Source organism: Echinicola pacifica DSM 19836, assembly GCF_000373245.1.
Lineage (GTDB): Bacteria > Bacteroidota > Bacteroidia > Cytophagales > Cyclobacteriaceae > Echinicola > Echinicola pacifica.
The window spans coordinates 385,520-402,860 of sequence record NZ_KB890739.1 but is presented as its reverse complement, the minus strand read 5'-3'; the positions used below and the strand labels follow the sequence as shown (position 1 = coordinate 402,860).

At 44.2% G+C, this 17,341-nt stretch carries 17 protein-coding genes; 11 read left to right on the top strand and 6 right to left on the bottom strand.

Annotated features, from left to right (window positions below; translation table 11 throughout):
* The first annotated feature begins 147 nt into the window (after positions 1-147).
* Positions 148-2,037: a DUF294 nucleotidyltransferase-like domain-containing protein gene (locus tag B050_RS0106220; RefSeq protein ID WP_018473035.1), complete on the top strand. Its 1,890-nt coding sequence runs from the start codon at positions 148-150 to the stop codon at positions 2,035-2,037.
* A 297-nt stretch (positions 2,038-2,334) separates the two neighbouring features.
* Here B050_RS0106220 and B050_RS0106215 read toward each other — a convergent pair whose 3' ends face one another.
* Together B050_RS0106215 and B050_RS0106210 are read right to left on the bottom strand one after the other, a co-directional pair.
* Complete coding sequence (locus B050_RS0106215) at positions 2,335-2,760, bottom strand: DUF1573 domain-containing protein (protein WP_018473034.1); 426 nt, start codon at positions 2,758-2,760, stop codon at positions 2,335-2,337.
* A 174-nt stretch (positions 2,761-2,934) separates the two neighbouring features.
* Complete coding sequence (locus B050_RS0106210; RefSeq protein WP_044201884.1) at positions 2,935-4,362, bottom strand: ATP-dependent DNA helicase; 1,428 nt, start codon at positions 4,360-4,362, stop codon at positions 2,935-2,937.
* Positions 4,363-4,384: 22 nt separating this feature from the next.
* Here B050_RS0106210 and B050_RS0106205 point away from each other — a divergent pair, with 22 nt between their 5' ends.
* From B050_RS0106205 to coaD, 4 genes are read left to right on the top strand one after another with little or no spacing between them, the layout of a single operon-like run.
* The gene (locus B050_RS0106205; RefSeq protein WP_018473032.1) at positions 4,385-4,888 is read left to right on the top strand and encodes an NUDIX domain-containing protein; all 504 of its coding nucleotides are present in this window, start codon (positions 4,385-4,387) and stop codon (positions 4,886-4,888) included.
* Positions 4,889-4,940: 52 nt separating this feature from the next.
* Positions 4,941-5,528, top strand: a complete 588-nt coding sequence (locus B050_RS0106200) for a hypothetical protein (RefSeq protein WP_018473031.1) — start codon at positions 4,941-4,943, stop codon at positions 5,526-5,528.
* A gap of 2 nt (positions 5,529-5,530) precedes the next feature.
* Positions 5,531-6,367: a DUF3822 family protein gene (locus B050_RS0106195; protein ID WP_018473030.1), complete on the top strand. Its 837-nt coding sequence runs from the start codon at positions 5,531-5,533 to the stop codon at positions 6,365-6,367.
* Between the two features lie 13 nt (positions 6,368-6,380).
* A complete protein-coding gene (gene coaD / locus B050_RS0106190; RefSeq protein ID WP_018473029.1) occupies positions 6,381-6,836 on the top strand; it encodes a pantetheine-phosphate adenylyltransferase in 456 nt (151 codons plus the stop codon).
* On the opposite strand, the gene B050_RS0106185 is transcribed toward coaD, so the two are convergent.
* The gene (locus B050_RS0106185; RefSeq protein WP_018473028.1) at positions 6,824-7,510 is read right to left on the bottom strand and encodes an NUDIX hydrolase; all 687 of its coding nucleotides are present in this window, start codon (positions 7,508-7,510) and stop codon (positions 6,824-6,826) included. The two genes, coaD and B050_RS0106185, sit on opposite strands and share 13 nt — an antisense overlap.
* Positions 7,511-7,593: 83 nt before the next feature.
* Here B050_RS0106185 and pyrE point away from each other — a divergent pair, with 83 nt between their 5' ends.
* A complete protein-coding gene (pyrE, locus tag B050_RS0106180; RefSeq protein ID WP_018473027.1) occupies positions 7,594-8,238 on the top strand; it encodes an orotate phosphoribosyltransferase in 645 nt (214 codons plus the stop codon).
* A gap of 73 nt (positions 8,239-8,311) precedes the next feature.
* On the opposite strand, the gene B050_RS0106175 is transcribed toward pyrE, so the two are convergent.
* From B050_RS0106175 to B050_RS0106165, 3 genes are all read right to left on the bottom strand, one after another.
* The gene (locus B050_RS0106175; RefSeq protein WP_018473026.1) at positions 8,312-9,079 is read right to left on the bottom strand and encodes a TIGR02757 family protein; all 768 of its coding nucleotides are present in this window, start codon (positions 9,077-9,079) and stop codon (positions 8,312-8,314) included.
* Entirely contained in the window at positions 9,079-9,633 is a 555-nt protein-coding gene (locus tag B050_RS0106170; protein ID WP_018473025.1) for a hypothetical protein, read from the bottom strand. The genes B050_RS0106175 and B050_RS0106170 overlap by 1 nt, the downstream gene beginning before the upstream one ends.
* A 140-nt stretch (positions 9,634-9,773) precedes the next feature.
* The gene (locus B050_RS0106165) at positions 9,774-10,994 is read right to left on the bottom strand and encodes a LysM peptidoglycan-binding domain-containing protein (RefSeq protein WP_026235681.1); all 1,221 of its coding nucleotides are present in this window, start codon (positions 10,992-10,994) and stop codon (positions 9,774-9,776) included.
* Between the two features lie 548 nt (positions 10,995-11,542).
* Between B050_RS0106165 and B050_RS0106160 the strand changes: the two genes are divergently transcribed.
* From B050_RS0106160 to B050_RS0106140, 5 genes are all read left to right on the top strand, one after another.
* Positions 11,543-12,907, top strand: coding sequence for an NfeD family protein (locus B050_RS0106160; protein WP_018473023.1), 1,365 nt, complete (start codon positions 11,543-11,545; stop codon positions 12,905-12,907).
* A gap of 123 nt (positions 12,908-13,030) precedes the next feature.
* Positions 13,031-13,402 carry a globin domain-containing protein gene (locus B050_RS0106155; RefSeq protein WP_018473022.1) on the top strand — a complete coding sequence of 124 codons (372 nt, stop codon included), beginning with the start codon at positions 13,031-13,033 and terminating at the stop codon, positions 13,400-13,402.
* Positions 13,403-13,411: 9 nt separating this feature from the next.
* Complete coding sequence (locus B050_RS0106150) at positions 13,412-14,170, top strand: lysophospholipid acyltransferase family protein (RefSeq protein ID WP_018473021.1); 759 nt, start codon at positions 13,412-13,414, stop codon at positions 14,168-14,170.
* 9 nt (positions 14,171-14,179) lie between these two features.
* Positions 14,180-14,467, top strand: a complete 288-nt coding sequence (gene gatC / locus B050_RS0106145) for an Asp-tRNA(Asn)/Glu-tRNA(Gln) amidotransferase subunit GatC (protein WP_018473020.1) — start codon at positions 14,180-14,182, stop codon at positions 14,465-14,467.
* Positions 14,467-17,280, top strand: a complete 2,814-nt coding sequence (locus B050_RS0106140; RefSeq protein WP_018473019.1) for a tetratricopeptide repeat protein — start codon at positions 14,467-14,469, stop codon at positions 17,278-17,280. The genes gatC and B050_RS0106140 overlap by 1 nt, the downstream gene beginning before the upstream one ends.
* Positions 17,281-17,341: the final 61 nt, after the last annotated feature.

Here is a 17,341-nt window from a genome sequence, read left to right as displayed (position 1 = left end):
AATTAAAATTCCCTCCAGGCCCTGAATGCAGCATAGTTTGGGATATTTCCCAATAAAAATCACCAAACCATTGCGGATAATACTACCATGATGTACTTTAGAACTGCCTTCATCAAATGACATCTTCGAAACAGTAGTTTATAGCCCATGGTTAATTTCCCATACCCTTTTACCATATTACCCAGCACCCTACAATCTTCCCTTAAGGACCAATTTAAGGCTGAAGAATATAAGAAGTCGCGAAGGTTATATCTCCAAAACCAATCCACGATTGATGGTTTTGACCTCATTGTGGAGGGAGGCTATGAGGGCTATTTCTATGACCGAAACCAACAAAAAAGAAGACTGGAAAACTATGGCCCGGGTACCTGGTTTGGTGGGATATCCATTCTATATAATAAAGGGATCTCTCTCCAGACGGTGGACATTCTACCTGGTACCAAGATTTTGCGATTATCAAAAGAAGCCTTTTGGCAGATTTGCACTGAGCATGCGGACTTCAAGGACCATTTTATAAGAGAATTTGGGGAGAGGATGCTGGATGAGGAATTTGTCCATTTCATCAAGGGCGCCACCTATTATCCTCAACAAAGCAACCTTACCTCTGACAGTTTCTACACCCAGCAAGTGGGCTCGCTTAATCCTCGGGAGATCATCAGCTGTCACATCTCTACTCCCATTCGTGAGGCAGCTAAGCTGATGGCGGAGGAGAAAACGAGCTGTATCTTCATCTCTGGCCAAGGGCAGGATATCGTGGGCTATGTGACCGATATAACACTGAGGGACCAAGTGATCGCAAAATCAGTAAACCCGGAAGCGCCCATAGAGGTCATCATGAAAAAAGATATCGTCTATATTGATGCGGAGGCGTATATTTACGAGGCCTTATTGCTGATGTTTCAAACCAAAACCCGATACTTATTAGTCAAAGCAGAGGGGGATTTTATTGGTTTTATATCCCGAAATAAGCTTCTGAGTGAGCAGTCTCAATCCCCATTTCTATTTATCCAATCGGTAAAGCAAGCCACCACCGTGGCGGAGCTAAAAGATAAATGGGCTCAGGTCCCGGCTATCGTGGAGCAACTGCTCCATAGGGGTGTGAAATCGGAGACAGTGAATCAGGTGATCACCACGGTGTCCGACACAATTGCGCTGAGGGTGATTGACAAGGTCATCCACGATATTGGCCCTGCACCCTCCAAGTTTGTATTTATCACCCTCGGCAGCGAAGGCCGTAAAGAGCAAACACTAAAAACGGATCAGGACAACGCCATCATTTACGAGGATAAGGCAAACGAACAGCGAGAATTGGTCAGGAGCTATTTCTTGGAATTTGCTGAGCAAGTGTCGGATCATCTCAATACCATAGGCTTTAGCTTCTGCAAAGGAGGGTTCATGGCCAAAAATCCCAAATGGACGCATTCTCTATCGCATTGGAAGCGTAACTATGACGAATGGATGATGGAATCTACCCAGGAAACGGTAATGAAATACAGTACTTTCTTTGACAATCGGGCCATATATGGAGATGTGAGCATTCTGGAGGAGTTGCATACTTATATGCGGAGTCAGCTGGAAGAGCCCTTGGAGCGGTTTTTCTTTAATATGGCCACCAATTCTCTGCAATACGAACCACCACTCACCTTCTTTAAGGGGATCAGGACCTTCACTATGGGAGAGCAAAAAGTGTTTGACATCAAGAAAGCCATGACTCCTATCGTCGATATCACGCGGGTATTTGCCTTGAAACATCAGATATTCCTGACCAATACCGGCGAAAGATTGGAAGCGCTGGCCGCTCAAAACTATGTCACCGAAGAAGAACTTCAGGAACTTAAGCAAGCCTACTATTACCTGATGGGTCTTCGACTAGATCGTCAGGCACAGCAGATCATGTTGGACAAGGAAGAGCCCCGAAACTTCATCAATATGTCCAGTCTGACCAAAATCGAAAAAGTCACCTTGATTGAGATCTTTAAGGTCATCAAAAACTTCCAAATGAAGGTGAAAATTGCTTTCACCAATACCATTTTCTGATCCTCAGCCTCCTTCATAACACTGGTTTTCCGCCATGGAAACCCTAAAACCCAGCTAGATTATGGTGCTGATTCTCCTGATTTGGGGAATTTATTTTGGTATTAAACACCTATTTCGCCGCAGGCCTCAAAAATGACCAACCTAGGAAAGGTGCATAATTAAGAGTCTGGAAGTACCCAAAAGATAAAAGCAAAAAAAACACCCCGAAATGAATCCCTAGGGACCCGGTTTCGGGGTGAGTTTTAAATGTTAAATCCTAAAAAAGGGCCAATTATAATTGGCTCTTTGGAGGAGCTATTATCTAGTTTCCTTTGTCACATTAGAGATCAAAGCTACTTTCTCGATCGGCTCACTTGCATTAGAGTAGATACGAACGACACTGCGTTGCTTACCCATTTTGCCTGTAGAGTTGAAGCTCACTTTGATTTCGCCTGTTTTGCCAGGGGCAATTGGCTCTTTAGGCCAGCTTGGCACGGTGCAGCCACAGGTAGCTGCCACATTAGAAATTTTAAGCACCTCAGTACCTGTATTGGTAAACTTGAAGGTGTGCTCCACTTTTGTTCCCTGGGAAATTTCCCCGAAATCTTTTTCTGTTTCAACGAAGGTAATAACAGGGCCCTTAACGGCCTCTTTTACCTCGGATTTTACGCTAGTTTCTTGAGCTCTTACCTGGCTGGCAAAAGCAACTAAAGCCACAACTGCTAGTAAAATTAACTTTTTCATGGTAGTTTATTTTTATTCCTATCTAATGTTTTTATCAATAATTATTCCAAAGTCCAATCGAAATTTAGGCTTCTGCCCTTATCTTCTAACGCTTTACAGTGTAAAAGTTTCATTTTTTTTAAGAATAGTCAAGGTTTTGGACATATATATCCAAAATCCAGATCGGCATGTGGCTCAACCCACGAAAAAACGGGGATGGAAATTCACCAAAAACAATTCGTCTGTGGCACGGGTAATGGCAGTGTAAAGCCAGCGGATATATTCGGCATCCAGCTGCTCTTCGGTCACATATCCCTGATCCACAAAAACCGCCTGCCACTGCCCTCCTTGGCTCTTATGGCAGGTCAGGGCATAGGCAAATTTCACTTGAAGAGCATTCAGGTAGGGATCTTTCTTTATATGCTCCCTCCTTTCCTTGACATTGGCGAGGTCGGCATAGTCCGCGGTCACCTGCTGGTAAAGGCTACGCGACTCCTCTGAGCCTAAGGCGGAAGAAGAGGTATAAAGAGTATCCAAAATTACCTTAGCCTCAAAATAAGGCTCCTCCGGATAGTCGATCAATCGAAGCTCCAGCGTGGCAAATCTCAAACCATACATCTCGTCAAATGAACGGATCTTCACCACCTCCACAAAATCGCCATTGGCAAGAAAATTCACCTTATCGGACTCCGCCATATAAGTATAATTATTCTTTACGATCATCAGCATATCCCCAGCGGTAAGTTCTTCTTCATAGAAGTGAATGGTCCTTCGGATATATTGATTATACTGCACTGCCGTCTTATTGGAGCGGGTGATGATGATGGTGTTTTCTACACCATACTTATCATAGGCATAGCGAAGGCCATCTTCTAATCGCTCACCAGTCATTCTATAAAAATCAGGAAAGCCCTTCACCCGAAAGGAAATAACGGGTTCTTTTTTAGTCACCTCATCTCTCAGCGAGGTGGCATTGGACAAGATGCCAGATTCCAGCTGCTGGCGCATGACCTCCGTAAACTCCACCTGCAAGGTATCTAAGCTAAACTGCCGCGCCATGTATTCACTGTCCAGAGCGGGGCTGGAAGAGCTCCCCACGGGTGGCAGCTGAGCCGTATCACCGATGAGCACGAGGCGATTATTGTCATGTTGAAAAACAAATTTGATTAGATCCCTAAGGAGGTTTCTCCCACCGGAGGCATCATCGGCGAGCATGGAAGCCTCATCAACAATAAAAACGGTGTTTTTATAATAGTTCTTTTGCAAGTCAAAACCTGAGCCGGCTCCTCCGTCCTGATCTTTGGGGCGATAAATGATCTTATGTATGGTGAAACCCATTCTTCCGGCATAGGAGGACATGACTTTGGCGGCACGCCCGGTGGGAGCGAGTAATAGGGCTTTGGTATTCAAAGCGCTCAGGGACTTCACCAAGGCCGCGGTCACGGAGGTCTTTCCAGTACCGGCATAGCCCCTTAGGATGAAGGTAGGCTGCAAACGGGTGTCCTTGGCAAAGAAATCATCCATAAGCCGAAAAAAATGCTCCTGCCCCTGTGTAGCTTGATGCGGGAAATTTCGTCTTATCAAATCAGACGGCTTTGGGATATGTTGAGTATCTTTAGTCATTATTAGCGAATCTACAGTATAAATGGAACATATAGAAACTCAAATTCAGGATAAGTTTGGCGGGAGATTACGAACTCGTGTCAATGGCGTTTTGATAGAGAATGATAAAATACTGATGATCAAGCATCGCATGTCCAGCAGCCGAGTATTCTGGAATGTCCCTGGCGGGGGCATGGAGTTTGGCAGCAGTATCACGATGAACCTCGAAAGGGAATTTTTGGAGGAAACCGGGCTAGAGGTAGAAACGGGCGAATTCCTGGGGGTAACGGAATTTTTGGAGCCTCCTCTTCATGCTGTTGAATTATATTTTGAAGTAAAATTAAAAAAAGGGAGGCTGGCTTTGGGCACGGATCCAGAGCTAGAAGGCCATCAGCAGCTACTGGAAGAGCTGAAATTCATGGATATAAAAGAAATCCAAGCTATCCCCAGAGCGGAGAAACATCAATATTTTTGGAATATAAATTCGACTAAAGACGTAAGAATATGGAAAGGATATTTTAATTTTGAAAATAAATGCATAAAATAGCATCTTATTAGATACCATCAACCTTTATATAAGAAGTAAACTCGACTGAAAAATGAATTTGACAAAAATCTTATCGATTATTTTTCTCCTTGCTGCTCTTGGAGTTGGATACAAGCTTTATAGTGGCGTTGACTACGTCATGAAAGAGGAAAAGAGAATTGCAGCCATTGAAGCCCGAATCATTGAGAAGCTCCAGATGCTTCGAATAGGTCAGCAGGCTTATCTTGCTACTAACGGTGAATATGCTGACAGCTGGTCTAAACTAGAGGGATTCATTGAGGACGGAAAAATCTTTATCGTACAAAAAACTGAAGAGACCAAGCTATTGGATTATGGTGAGGAAGAAGTAATCATCAATTATGATACTTTAGGATCTGTAAATGTAATGGATTCACTCTTCAACGCCAGAAAATACCCAGAGCTTAATATTGCTCAACTTAACGTGGTTCCTGGATCAGGTGGAAAAACATTTGAATTCTTCGCTGCCAAAGTAGAAAGAGGAGCAAATGCGGTTCTTATTGATGTATTTGAAATCAGAGACCCTGCGCCAGTTAATCCAGAAAGAAGATTAAACAATAACGAAAAAGCACTGAGAGTTGGATCTAAAGTGGACGCCACTACCTCAGGTAACTGGGAATAATTTTGACAAAGGTTATTAAAAATACCCATACAGAATTTTATAGCGATAAATTTGACGCCACTATAGCGTCAAATTTATCGCTTTTCTTATATGCCGAAAGGTTAATTATAATAGCCAAGGACGCCAATGGCTCCATCCTGGCAGTGAATGACTACCCCTTCCAGGAATCACAGGAACTTCATTCTATATTGGAGTCAGACGAGCTGGTACAAGCCTGCAAGTCTCAGGAAGGCTCCAAAATATACGTTTTCTCTGAGGACTTCTGCTTGGTTCCCGGAATGTTATTTGAAAGTGATTCCGCAGCGAAATACCTGCACTTTGCCACTCCAATAATGGACTCCGTTACTTTTTTCCATCGAGGAATTGAAAACAATTCTATTGTGGTGCTCGGAGCAGGTCCCAAAAGTCTGTTGAAGATTTTTAAGAAACACATTAATGCGCCTGAGATAATCCACGGAAGCACTTTAGCATTAGAGTATTTTCTATCCGACAAATCTGAAATGCTCAACCAAGAATTGGCCATAAGTATTGAAGATGGTCAAATCTATGTGGCTGGATTTTCAGCACGCGAATTAAAATTTTTCAACCGATTTGAGGTAAGTAATAATCAGGAGTTTTTAAAATACACCTTTAGTGTGCTCCATCAGATGGCTTTTGACCGCATGCATTGCAAGATTACCATCATAGGAAACCTTAAGGAAATCGGGGTTGACCAGAAGATTTTAGACCAATATTTCAAGAACATCAATTTACCTGAACCCAAAACCACCCAAACCTACCATCCGGGTGCCGAGGAATTTAAAACTACCAAAAAGCTAGCAGCATTTTGGACCAATTGACCCTTGCATAAAAATGAACAAAACGGCGATTTTCCCAGGATCCTTTGACCCATATACCAGCGGTCACCATGATATTGTCATCCGCGGACTGGATATATTTGATGAGATCGTCATCGGCATAGGCTATAATTCGACTAAGCAAACCCGCTATTTTGACATTGACCTGATGGTAGAAAAAATAGAAGAGGTCTATAAAGACACTCCACAAGTAAAGGTGGTCGTCTATAACGAGCTTACTTCTAGCCTTGCCAAAAAACATAATGCCAATTTTCTGCTCAGAGGACTAAGAAATACTACCGACTTTGAGTACGAAAACACCATCTCCCAGATGAACCGATTTCTGAATGAAGATTTGGAAACGGTATTTCTCATCACCTCCCCTCAATATGCAGCGGTAAGCTCCACGGTGATTCGTGAAGTCCACCGATATGGAGGAAATGTGAGTGAGTTTTTACCCTATGAAGTCTGAACCTTAGGGACTTTTTTCAGAAACTGCTTATATAGATATCGCATAGAAGGGTAAGAATTAACCAATGCGACCTTCGCTTCCTGATGGATCAGCCATTTGATATCATCGATTCCCTCTTCTTTTTGAGGTTTCATACCCGCATCATCCTTGCATTGCATCGCATACCAATAGGTCTTCTTGAGAATGCTCTTCCGGTTTTGGGTATAAGTATGCCAGGTTTTGCAGATCAAGCGACCTCTCTTTACAGAAATAGCACACTCTTCCTCCACCTCTCTTACGGCACACTGCTCGGGGGTTTCTCCCTTTTCAAACTTTCCTTTTGGCAGATCCCACTTACCCAATCTATGGATAAAGAGCACCTTATCCCCTTTGGTGACCACGCCACCGGCAGCTTTGATGATCTGAAAGCGACTTTTAATGAACTTCTTCATCGCCTCCACCTCACTGGATATAATCGTAATGGAATCTAAATCCTTCATCTTCCGAGTTCTCAGAAGGTATAGTAACTTGATAATAATGTCATGGGATGGCCGGATAATAAGCACATCATCATGAAAGGCCGCATAGGCAGGAAGGTCTTCTGGTGACTCATAGGTACACTCAAAAGTTTTGCCCTCAGGTAGCTGGTCAAGAGACAGGATATCCAGAGGCTTATCGTTGATGAAAATTCTCATAAATATTAGTTTTCAGGTCAAAAATGCATAAATTTTTCAGCCATCACAACCAGCATTAGATTTTTATGAATTAATTTTACCATATGGAATTATACAGCAAAGAAACCGCCGCCGCAGTAGCGCAAAAATTACTGGACATCCAAGCGATTCGCCTTCAGCCCAACCAACCATTTACCTGGGCTTCGGGCTGGAAATCCCCCATATATTGTGACAACAGACTATCACTGTCTTTTCCTGCCGTAAGGACTTTCATCAAAAATGCCCTGGTGGAAGCGATCAAAAGCAAATTCCCCGCAGCCGAAGCCATCGCCGGTGTGGCCACCGCAGGCATCCCTCAGGGAGCGCTAATAGCCGAAGCCATGGACCTGCCATTCATCTACGTACGCTCTAAGCCTAAAGGACATGGCATGGAAAACATGATCGAAGGTAAGGTCACCGCCAATCAAAAGGTAGTCGTCATCGAAGACTTAATCTCCACAGGAGGAAGCTCTCTTAAAGCCGTAGAAGCCTTAAAGGCAGCAGGATTTGAAGTACTCGGAATGGCCGCCATCTTTACTTATGGATTTGACTTGGCTGCCAAAAACTTCCAGGACGCCAATATAAAATTAGTTTGCTTAAGTGATTACGAGGCCATGCTGCCTCAAGCCATCGACAGCAAATACGTGAGTGACTCGGACCTCGATTCCCTAGGGGAATGGAGAAAATCCCCCAATACCTGGAAACAATAATATTCATCTAAGCCTGGCTCATGTCAGGCTTTTTTTATTTCATTTGTCCACTAAGCCCTACTGGCGAGGAAGCTTAGAACTTTTCCTCTACTCCAAGGCCAAAAAGCGCAAAGTCATATTTGACGGGATCCTGCGGATCAAATTCCCTAAGCCGCTTGGTTAATTCGATGGCAGTGAGCCAGTCGGTTTGCCTACGGTCAATCAAGCCAAGTTTGCGCGCCACGCGATCCACATGGACATCACAGGGGCATATCAGTTGAGAAGGCTGGATCTTATCCCACAGCCCAAAATCCACGCCCTTATCATCCTTACGCACCATCCATCTCAAATACATATTGATGCGCTTACAGGCCGCCTTCCGGACAGGAGTGGCAATATGCTTGCGAGTTCGCTGAGGAGCCTGAGGATCGGCGAAAAAAGCCGTGTGAAAATTACGTAACAAATCATACATCACCTCAGTGGAATCTGTCCAGCCAATGGTAAAGGCCGCCTCTAGGCTATCATGCTTTTTATAAAATCCTGATAAAAAATGAATAAACCATAAAGTGTCAATATCATTGAAGGTCCTATGCTTAAACTCTAAAAATGGTCGTAAATCGGCCTCCGTATGATGGAGCATAAAATCATATGGAGCATTATCCATCATCTCCAATAGCTGGCTGCATTTATTGATGATCGTCTTTCGCTGGCCCCAGGCAAGGATAGCTGCAAAAAATCCAGAAATTTCAATATCCTGCTTCTTCGAAAACCGATGGGGAATACCTACCGGATCCGCCGTAATGAAGCCCGGCTGGTTATACTCTTCTACTTTTTGGTCCAGGAAGTCTTTTAGATCTATCATCATAAAGCCACTTGCACTTCCCCACCCTGAGTACCATCAAACCACTTGAAGAATAAGAGGTTTTCCTCTCTCTCTGCCAGGTGCCAGTCAAAACATTTAATATTGGTCAATGGCCTGAGCTTATCGGTATCGGGATCATAAAGGCATACATCGAAGTCGGGAAGGTCTTTGGCCTCCATGGTATTCCATCTTTCCATCAGGAAACCCTCTTCGATCACACGGATTTTATCCCCGAAATAATGATCTTCCAGAACGGAGGGCACCCCATCTTTCCTTCTCATCATATAGCAGGCGGGGCCAAACATGATCTGCTTGTATTGCTTACATTCGAGGAGATTTGCCTCCCCGGAAATCCCCTTCCATTCGGAAGTAGTAATCTCCACTATGGATTCTTTCTTTCTCAGATTAGTCAATAAGCGGGAAATCCACGAAAAAAAGTAGGTAAGACCTATAAACACCAAGCCAAAGGTGGCAAGGATCGGGTAACATATCACAAAGATCAGATTCCAGATAAACCTAAAAGTGTGATGAAATATCAGTTGTATTTTATTCATTAAATTATGCAAACGTCCATGCAAAAATAACCTATTTATAAGCAATTAACAAAACCCCGCTTGCCGTGAATCAATAAGGGGCTGCTATGAATAAGATCATAACAGCCCCTTAGTAGTATAGGCGTGGAAAACTATCTTTATTAATAGGAGATTTCCACTCTAAATCTATTATTCACTGCTCTCAACTGATCAAAGGCCGCTTGAGATACCTTTATTAGCAATTCCTTATTTCCACCAGTATCGGGAAGTTTCCCCACGACTCTGGCAAATATAGTAATGTCATTTTCTTCATTCCTCACTCTCATGATCGTGCCCACAGGCGCTGTTTTATGGAGCACAAGGTATTTTTTGTGATTGGATGTTCCTTCAATAACCTCCGCCTGACCACTTTCTTTTATGTTTTTATAAGCAGTACTTTCTGTATTAGCTTTCTTGACGGCTGCCTCGGATGCGGCACCGGCATCTACTGGCTCCTGCTTGGTCACGGGTACCGGATCCACAGCGACCGCAGGGTTCGGATTATTTACTTTCCCCTCTTTACGACCTACTTTTAATTTTTGACCTTCTTTAAGATTATTGGAGGATAGCGCATTCCAGTTGATCAAGTCTCCCATATTGGCGCTATAATGCTTGGAGATGCTATAAAGCGTCTCGCCCTTGGTGACGGTATGTGTGATCCAACCAGCTTCAGCTCCCTGAGGTACTTCTTCGATTCTGGCATCCCCGGCAGCAGGACTGACGGTACTTGGGCTCGGGCTTTGAGCAGCGGGTTTTTCAGCGGGTTTGGATTCTTTTTTATCCACCTTAGGCTTCTCCGGAGTCTTTGGCGTCTGGCTGGTCGCAGCACCGATAGTGACACCTTCGACCACCTCTGTAGGCTTGCCTCTTAGTTCCGGCGCTTCATTTGGCACGGCGGCCTGAGGCTTTACCCCTTGGATGATCAGGCTTTGCCCAATGCTCAGGTCATTGCCTTGGAGGGAATTCCATCTTTTCAGGTCTTCCACAGACACTTGATATTTGCTCGCTACGGAGAAAAGGGTTTCTCCGGGGGCCACCTTATGCAGAGTGGCACCCTCAGGGATAGCGGCTTTGGGGGTATAAGGCACCTTGATGCGCTGCCCGATTTTCAAGCCATCCTTAAGATTCTCGTTATTTTTTATAATATCTCCCACTGGGGTTTCGTACCTTCTGGAGATAGAAAACAGGGTTTCTTTGGTTTCCACCTCATGGATAATAAAGGTTTCCCCGCCGATTTTCTGGACTCCTACGGAATCTCTGGCTGCTCCCGATGCGGAAGCAATGGAGGAAAGCCCCAAAAATAAAACTACTAGTAAACTTAGTCTCGCTAATAAATTGTCCATACTAACTTTCTGTACACAAATTTCTAAATTAAACCCTACAAAGAAACACCCTCTGAAGGGGCAGCAAATTACTACAAAAATACTGCTAATAATTTCAAAGCTACGAATTTTCATTTCAGATTAACAGCTATTAAGAAAATTGGATGCAATTGCAGCCTTACTTTGCTAAAGCACCCTAACTTTCCCCAGGCGCTGGCTGATGAGCTGCTATTACCAGGGCCCTTCCTTCGTCCTGCCTCAGTCCTACTGCCGGAGCTTAAAAGTATTTTTATTTCCCCAAATCCTTATACAAAAACTCCCGCTTCCCTGTCCAGCCCGAACTGTCCACGGAGATAATATACCACTGAGCAGTGAGCCCCATTGCGCAGCCATATCCGCAAAGGGTTTAATAAAACGAGGGCCTTTAAATCACTGCTATTTATATCCTTTTTGTGTATATTAAGGAGTCGCATTGACGAAAAAAATATATTAAAATGTGAAATCGAGTTTTATTAAGCCTACATCGATTAACTTCACTTGGTGAATTAAATAGTATAAAATCAAACATTGTGAGAATCTCTACCCTTTCCCTATTTCTCGTTTTTTCTGCCGTATTAGGCATCTTTAAGGTTTCGCCTAGCCTTGCTCAGCAGGACAGTACTTCCGCGCCGCTGGTATATATCCTGGAAATCAGGGACAATATCGACCCACGTATGAATAGAAAAGTGGAGCTAGGCATAGCTGAGGCCGAGAGGCTGGGTGCGGCCTATATACTTGTGCATATGGACACCTATGGAGGAGCGGTAAATGACGCTGATGACATCCGAACTATGCTGCTAGAATGTCCCATCCCCACGATATCATTCATTGATAAGGATGCTGCTTCTGCCGGAGCATTGATTTCCATCGCTTGTGACAGCATCTATATGGCTCCCGGAGCCAGCATCGGCGCTGCCACAGTGGTCATGGGAGACTCTGGAGATGCCGCGCCTGATAAGTACCAATCGTATATGCGCTCAATGATGCGAAGCACCGCAGAAGCCTCGGGCCGGGATCCGCATATTGCAGAAGCAATGGTGGATGAGCGGATCGCTATCGAGGGCATCACCACAGAAGGCTCTGTCATCACCTTCTCTGTTTCCGAAGCTCAAAAACATGGGTTTTGTGAGGCGGAAGTCGCCTCTATCGATGAGGCCATTGCCAGATTGGGATTGGTGGACTATAGAAAAGAAACCTATAGCCAGGATTTTGTGGAGCAGATCATAGCCATTTTCTTAAATCCCGCCATAAGCGGATTCTTGATATTGATAATTATTGGCGGCATTTATTTTGAAATCCAAACGCCTGGAATCGGTTTTCCGCTGGCAGCGGCCCTCATCGCCGTCACCTTATACTTTATCCCATACTATCTCACAGGCCTGGCCGAAAACTGGGAGGTGATGGTATTTGTTTTAGGGATAATATTCCTGGCTTTAGAGCTATTTGTCATCCCCGGCTTTGGCGTGGCGGGAATATTAGGAATCGCCGGTATCCTCACGGGGCTTACCCTGGGAATGCTTCCAAACGATCTGTTTGACTTTTCCTTTGTGCCAGCCGGCGAATTATTTGTGGCCTTGATGACCGTCACCCTCGCCGCCTTACTGGCCATCGCAGGGATATTTTACCTTGCCCCAAAAGTAAACCAGTATGAAGCCTTCCGTTCATTTACCCTAGCCAATACCCAGAAAAGAGATCAGGGATACACCTCTTCCTGGAACTCCATTGACCTATTAGGGAAGGAAGGAATTGCTCAGACAAGGCTTATGCCTAGCGGCAAAATCATGATTGAAGACGAGCTATATGATGCTCACAGCAGGGGCGATTTTATCGAAAGAGGCAGCAGGATAAAAGTAATAAGCACTGAAGGTTCTGCTCTTAAGGTCAAGAAGGTGTAATAAGCCCAACCATCAATCCATGAGGATAGGATGATTTTACGCGCCATCCATGGGGAGAATAGAGCTATTCCCTCTAAACATTTTTGACAATTTTAATTAATTTCGCATGATAATTAGAATATCATGAATGAATTTCAATCTATTTACCAAAGTATAGGTCAGGAAAATATCCATACTTTGAGCAGATATTTTTATGAAGGAGTTGAGAAAAACCCGGCCTTAAGGGCCTTATATCCCGAGGATTTGGAGGCAGCGGAGAGAAGGCTGTATTTGTTTTTACTTCAGGTATTCGGTGGCCCGACGACCTATTCGGAAGAGCGAGGACATCCCCGATTACGGATGCGTCACCTTGACTGGACCATCAATGATAAAATGAGAGACCATTGGCTAAACACCATGTTTGAGGCGATGGATAGGTTAACTATAGAACAGAATATTAAGGAATTGATGATGGGTTATTTTATTAAAGTTGCCAATCATATGATCAATAAGTAACTATTGAATATGCGTTTTACAAAAAGAATATATTCCCTGTATGGCAGCCTGATATTTGGTTTATCCTTTATAATTCTACTCCCCTTCTTTCTCCTGACCATACAGATTCCTCAATGGAGAAAGTATGGCAGGCGACTTAATGGGCTATGGTCCCGAGCCTTCTTTTTTCTCATTTTCCAGAAGGTAAGTATTCAGAACAAGGAGATTTTGAAAAGGGAGAAGCAGTATATTTTAGCGGCAAATCACTTTTCATATATCGATATTCCAGTGATGGGCTTGCTGGCGGGGGAGGCCTTATTTGTTGGCAAGAGTTCCCTGGGCAAGGTCCCTATCTTTGGGTATATGTTTAAAAAGCTCCATATTGCCGTGGACAGGGCCAGCTTTAGAAGCAGAGGGGAGACCCTTCGACGAACCAAGGAAGCTATCGACCATGGCTGCAGCATCATTATATTTCCTGAGGGCGGAATATACTCCAATAATATCCCGCAGATGGCTCACTTTAAGGATGGTGCTTTTAAAGTGGCATTTGAAAAACAAATCCCGATAATTCCTGTCACTTTATCTTATAATCATTTAATTTTGCCTGACGACAAGAAGTTTTTGTTAAGTTATAAACCAGTAAAAGTGGTGGTCCATTCGCCAATTTTCCCAGAAGGGAATGAGAAAGAGGCCGTTGCAGCGATGAAGTCTGAATGCTATAGTGTCATCCAGAACCAATTAGATGCAGACAATACGCCAAGCCACCACCTTGCCACCCATAATAGATAAATAGTTCGTATGAAAATCGACATTAATACCTTAAAAAAAATAGCCCATCTTGCCCGACTGGAGTTTGATGAGAATAGCGCTAAGAAAATGACCTCCGACATGACGCAAATCCTCGACTGGGTGGAGCATCTGGATCAGGTGGATACGGAAGGCGTGGAGCCGATCACCACAATGTCCTCAGAGGTCAATGTCCTTCGGGAAGACGAAACGGGCAAGCACCTGGATCATGAAAAAGGACTTAAGAATGCTCCACAGAGAGATTCAGATTATTTCCGCGTACCAAAGGTGCTAGAATAATGTCCCCAAAGACGAGCCAAAGAATATATACTACCTTATTCATAAAACTGCCAATCCTCCTTGTGATCATTGGCAGTTTTCTTTTGATCTATCAATCGTTTTTTCTTCCTGAAGGACCTATAAATGTACTTCCAGGGACTTTTTCTGAAATGATAGATGTCCCCCTGGACCTATATGATCTAGGCTTAGACTTCCTTCCCTTACAGGTAGAAAACTACCTGCTTTTCCAAAATTTTGAGATCCTCCTGCCCCAGTTCCAATCGACAAGTGCGCTTATCTTCTCATGGGTATGGCTGCTGCTACTGAGCCTCTGCCTTCCTCTAATCAGCAGCTTCAAGCGATACTATTTCATAGGATCCATGGCCCTCGTCATCGTCCTACTCACCCTCTCCGGAGTCAATGGCTTCAATATCGGGGGAATAGGAAGTAATAGCGCCCTGCTCTTGTTACTAATCGGATTCTGTCTGCCATCCATGATTATTCATGTATTTTATGACCATTTTCCCTTATTGAAGCGCGCTATTCTTTTGATTCCAATAAGCTTAGGCACTGTCTTTCTTCTGTTTCAGTGGAGCACGATAGACCAGGCTGATTTGTATTGGGCCGAAAACAGCGCTTATGTGCCCCTTGCAGTCACTGCGCTTTTTATGCTGTATAATGGCCACAGTATTCTTGGTGCTTTTTATATTTTGCTTAGCAAATTGAATCAGGGAATAAGACTTAAAATATCCTGGCATATCACTGTTTTTGCAGTGATCTACCTGACGCTCCTGACCTTCATTTTGCTGGACCTTACGGGCGATTTCACATTGCCATTTGACCTCCCCTCATTTAGCTGGCTGATGCTCATCGCTGGAGCCACTGGCTATGTGCAGCTGAGCAAGAAACTAGAGCATCAGCAGGAGCCTCTGGCGCCAAAACCGGTTTTGATAGCCCTTTACTGGATATGTTTTGCCATTAGTGCTTTCACCTTTTGGAAAGCAGAATCCTCTGCTAATAAACCCATGGCTGATTTCTTAGGACATTGGTTGATCTATACGCAGCTGAGCCTGACGATATTATTCTTCATGTATTTACTGGCAAACTTCGCCGGCTTCATGAACTCCGGAAAAGATGTGGCAGCGGTACTATTTAAGCCCAACTTCTTTGCCTATATCCATATGAGAATCGGGGCCCTGATCGCTTTATTATCCATTGTGGTATATGCAGACGGCATCCTTGCCCCACAGCTCAGCGCCAGCTCCACCCAGTGGTCTGCCGATTATTATTATAACCAAGGAAAAGACCTACAAGCGAGGATCTTATACGAAAACGCTTGGATCCAATACCGTAACAATCCCAAAGCAAGCACCGCCACTAGCTTATTATACCTAGAGGAAAAGCAGCTTTCTATGGCTTCAAAATTCATTGAGGAAGCCTTGGAATGGGACCCTTCGGAGGAAGAAATCATCCTTGCCTCTCATTTGGCACATAAGCGAGGGCGCTTTTTTGATGCCGTATTCTACTACGAAAAAGGACTGGAGATCTACCCAAACAGCAGCCGGCTGAGCAATAATTTGGCCTTGCTCTATAGTAAAGGCAACCAAGGGCAAAAGGCCATACAGCTGCTAGAGGCAATGAAAACTTCTAATTCAGTGCTTATTTCCAATTTATTAGGACTGAAGATAAAGCACCTCTCGGGTCTGCAAGAACCCATCGATCTTCCACAGACACGGTCTCCCCAATGGACGATCAATAATCTTGCTCGATTAAATTATTTGGCCTTGACACCAGATACCATTCAGGCGCAGCCTATGGACTCCAGATTACTGCAGGCTGCCTATATAAGAAATAGCCTTACCTCCGGCAAAATCAAGGATAGTAAAAACACCAATAGTCATCTGGACAGCCTGATTGCCAACTCAAGCAACACTCAGGAGCAGATGGAACTCCGCCTGAGCAAGGTGGTCAATTATTATCAGCAGCATGACCTTATCTCTGCACTAAAGCAGCTAAACGGCCTGATGCTGGACTATCCCAAATCCTCAGGCTATTTCCGGCAGCAGGCAGCAGCGATTCTGGCAAGTGCATGGGATTTTCATAAAGCCAGCACAGAGCTTACCGAGGCGGGCCAAAGTGGATTTAGCAATTATAACCCTGTTCATTTAATGATCTTAGCCTTCGGCCAAAATCAAATGGAGGCAGAGCGCATCGCCTCAAAGCATCAGGTGAAATTTCCGGAATGGATGTCTGAAAACAATCCTGAATACACTTCAGACAGCAGTTTTTACGCACATATATTACAGTTGAGCTCCTCTCTTCCGGCTCAATTTTGGCCTTATTTCACTGAAATGGAGCCCTCAGGGCTGAAAGTGCTGCTGGCAAGTCAGGTGTTGTTTCAAAAGTCCCATTGGCTTCTTCCCTCCCAGAAAGAGGAATTGGTGCATTATCTGAAGGTGCAGGAGGGGGCTGATCAGTCGTTTATCTCTGCTGTCGCGAGCCTATCCCTAAAAAATGCGCCGGCTATCGCAGCAGACAGCAAGTTATCTGCATTCCTGACGGATAAAGATCATAGAGTAGGGAATCCTTACTTTACGCCTTTGGTGCTGGCGCAGGCGGCGGGCCAGCAGGACCTGGCACAGAGATATGAGATATTGCGTGCGGCAAGTGAATTTAACCTTGACCCACTCCTCTGGACAAGCATGATCCTTACCGCCAAAAAACTAGGCATCAGCGATTACGCCTTGCAATTAGAAGCTCGCCTGAGCCAATCCCTGAGCCCCCAAGAGTATGGTGAATTGCAAGTTCATGAGGAATTAGAGCCGTTTAGATAAATTAAGTGAGATGCCTAAAGGTTTTTAAGTTAAAACTGTATATTTAGGAGAACAAATAACT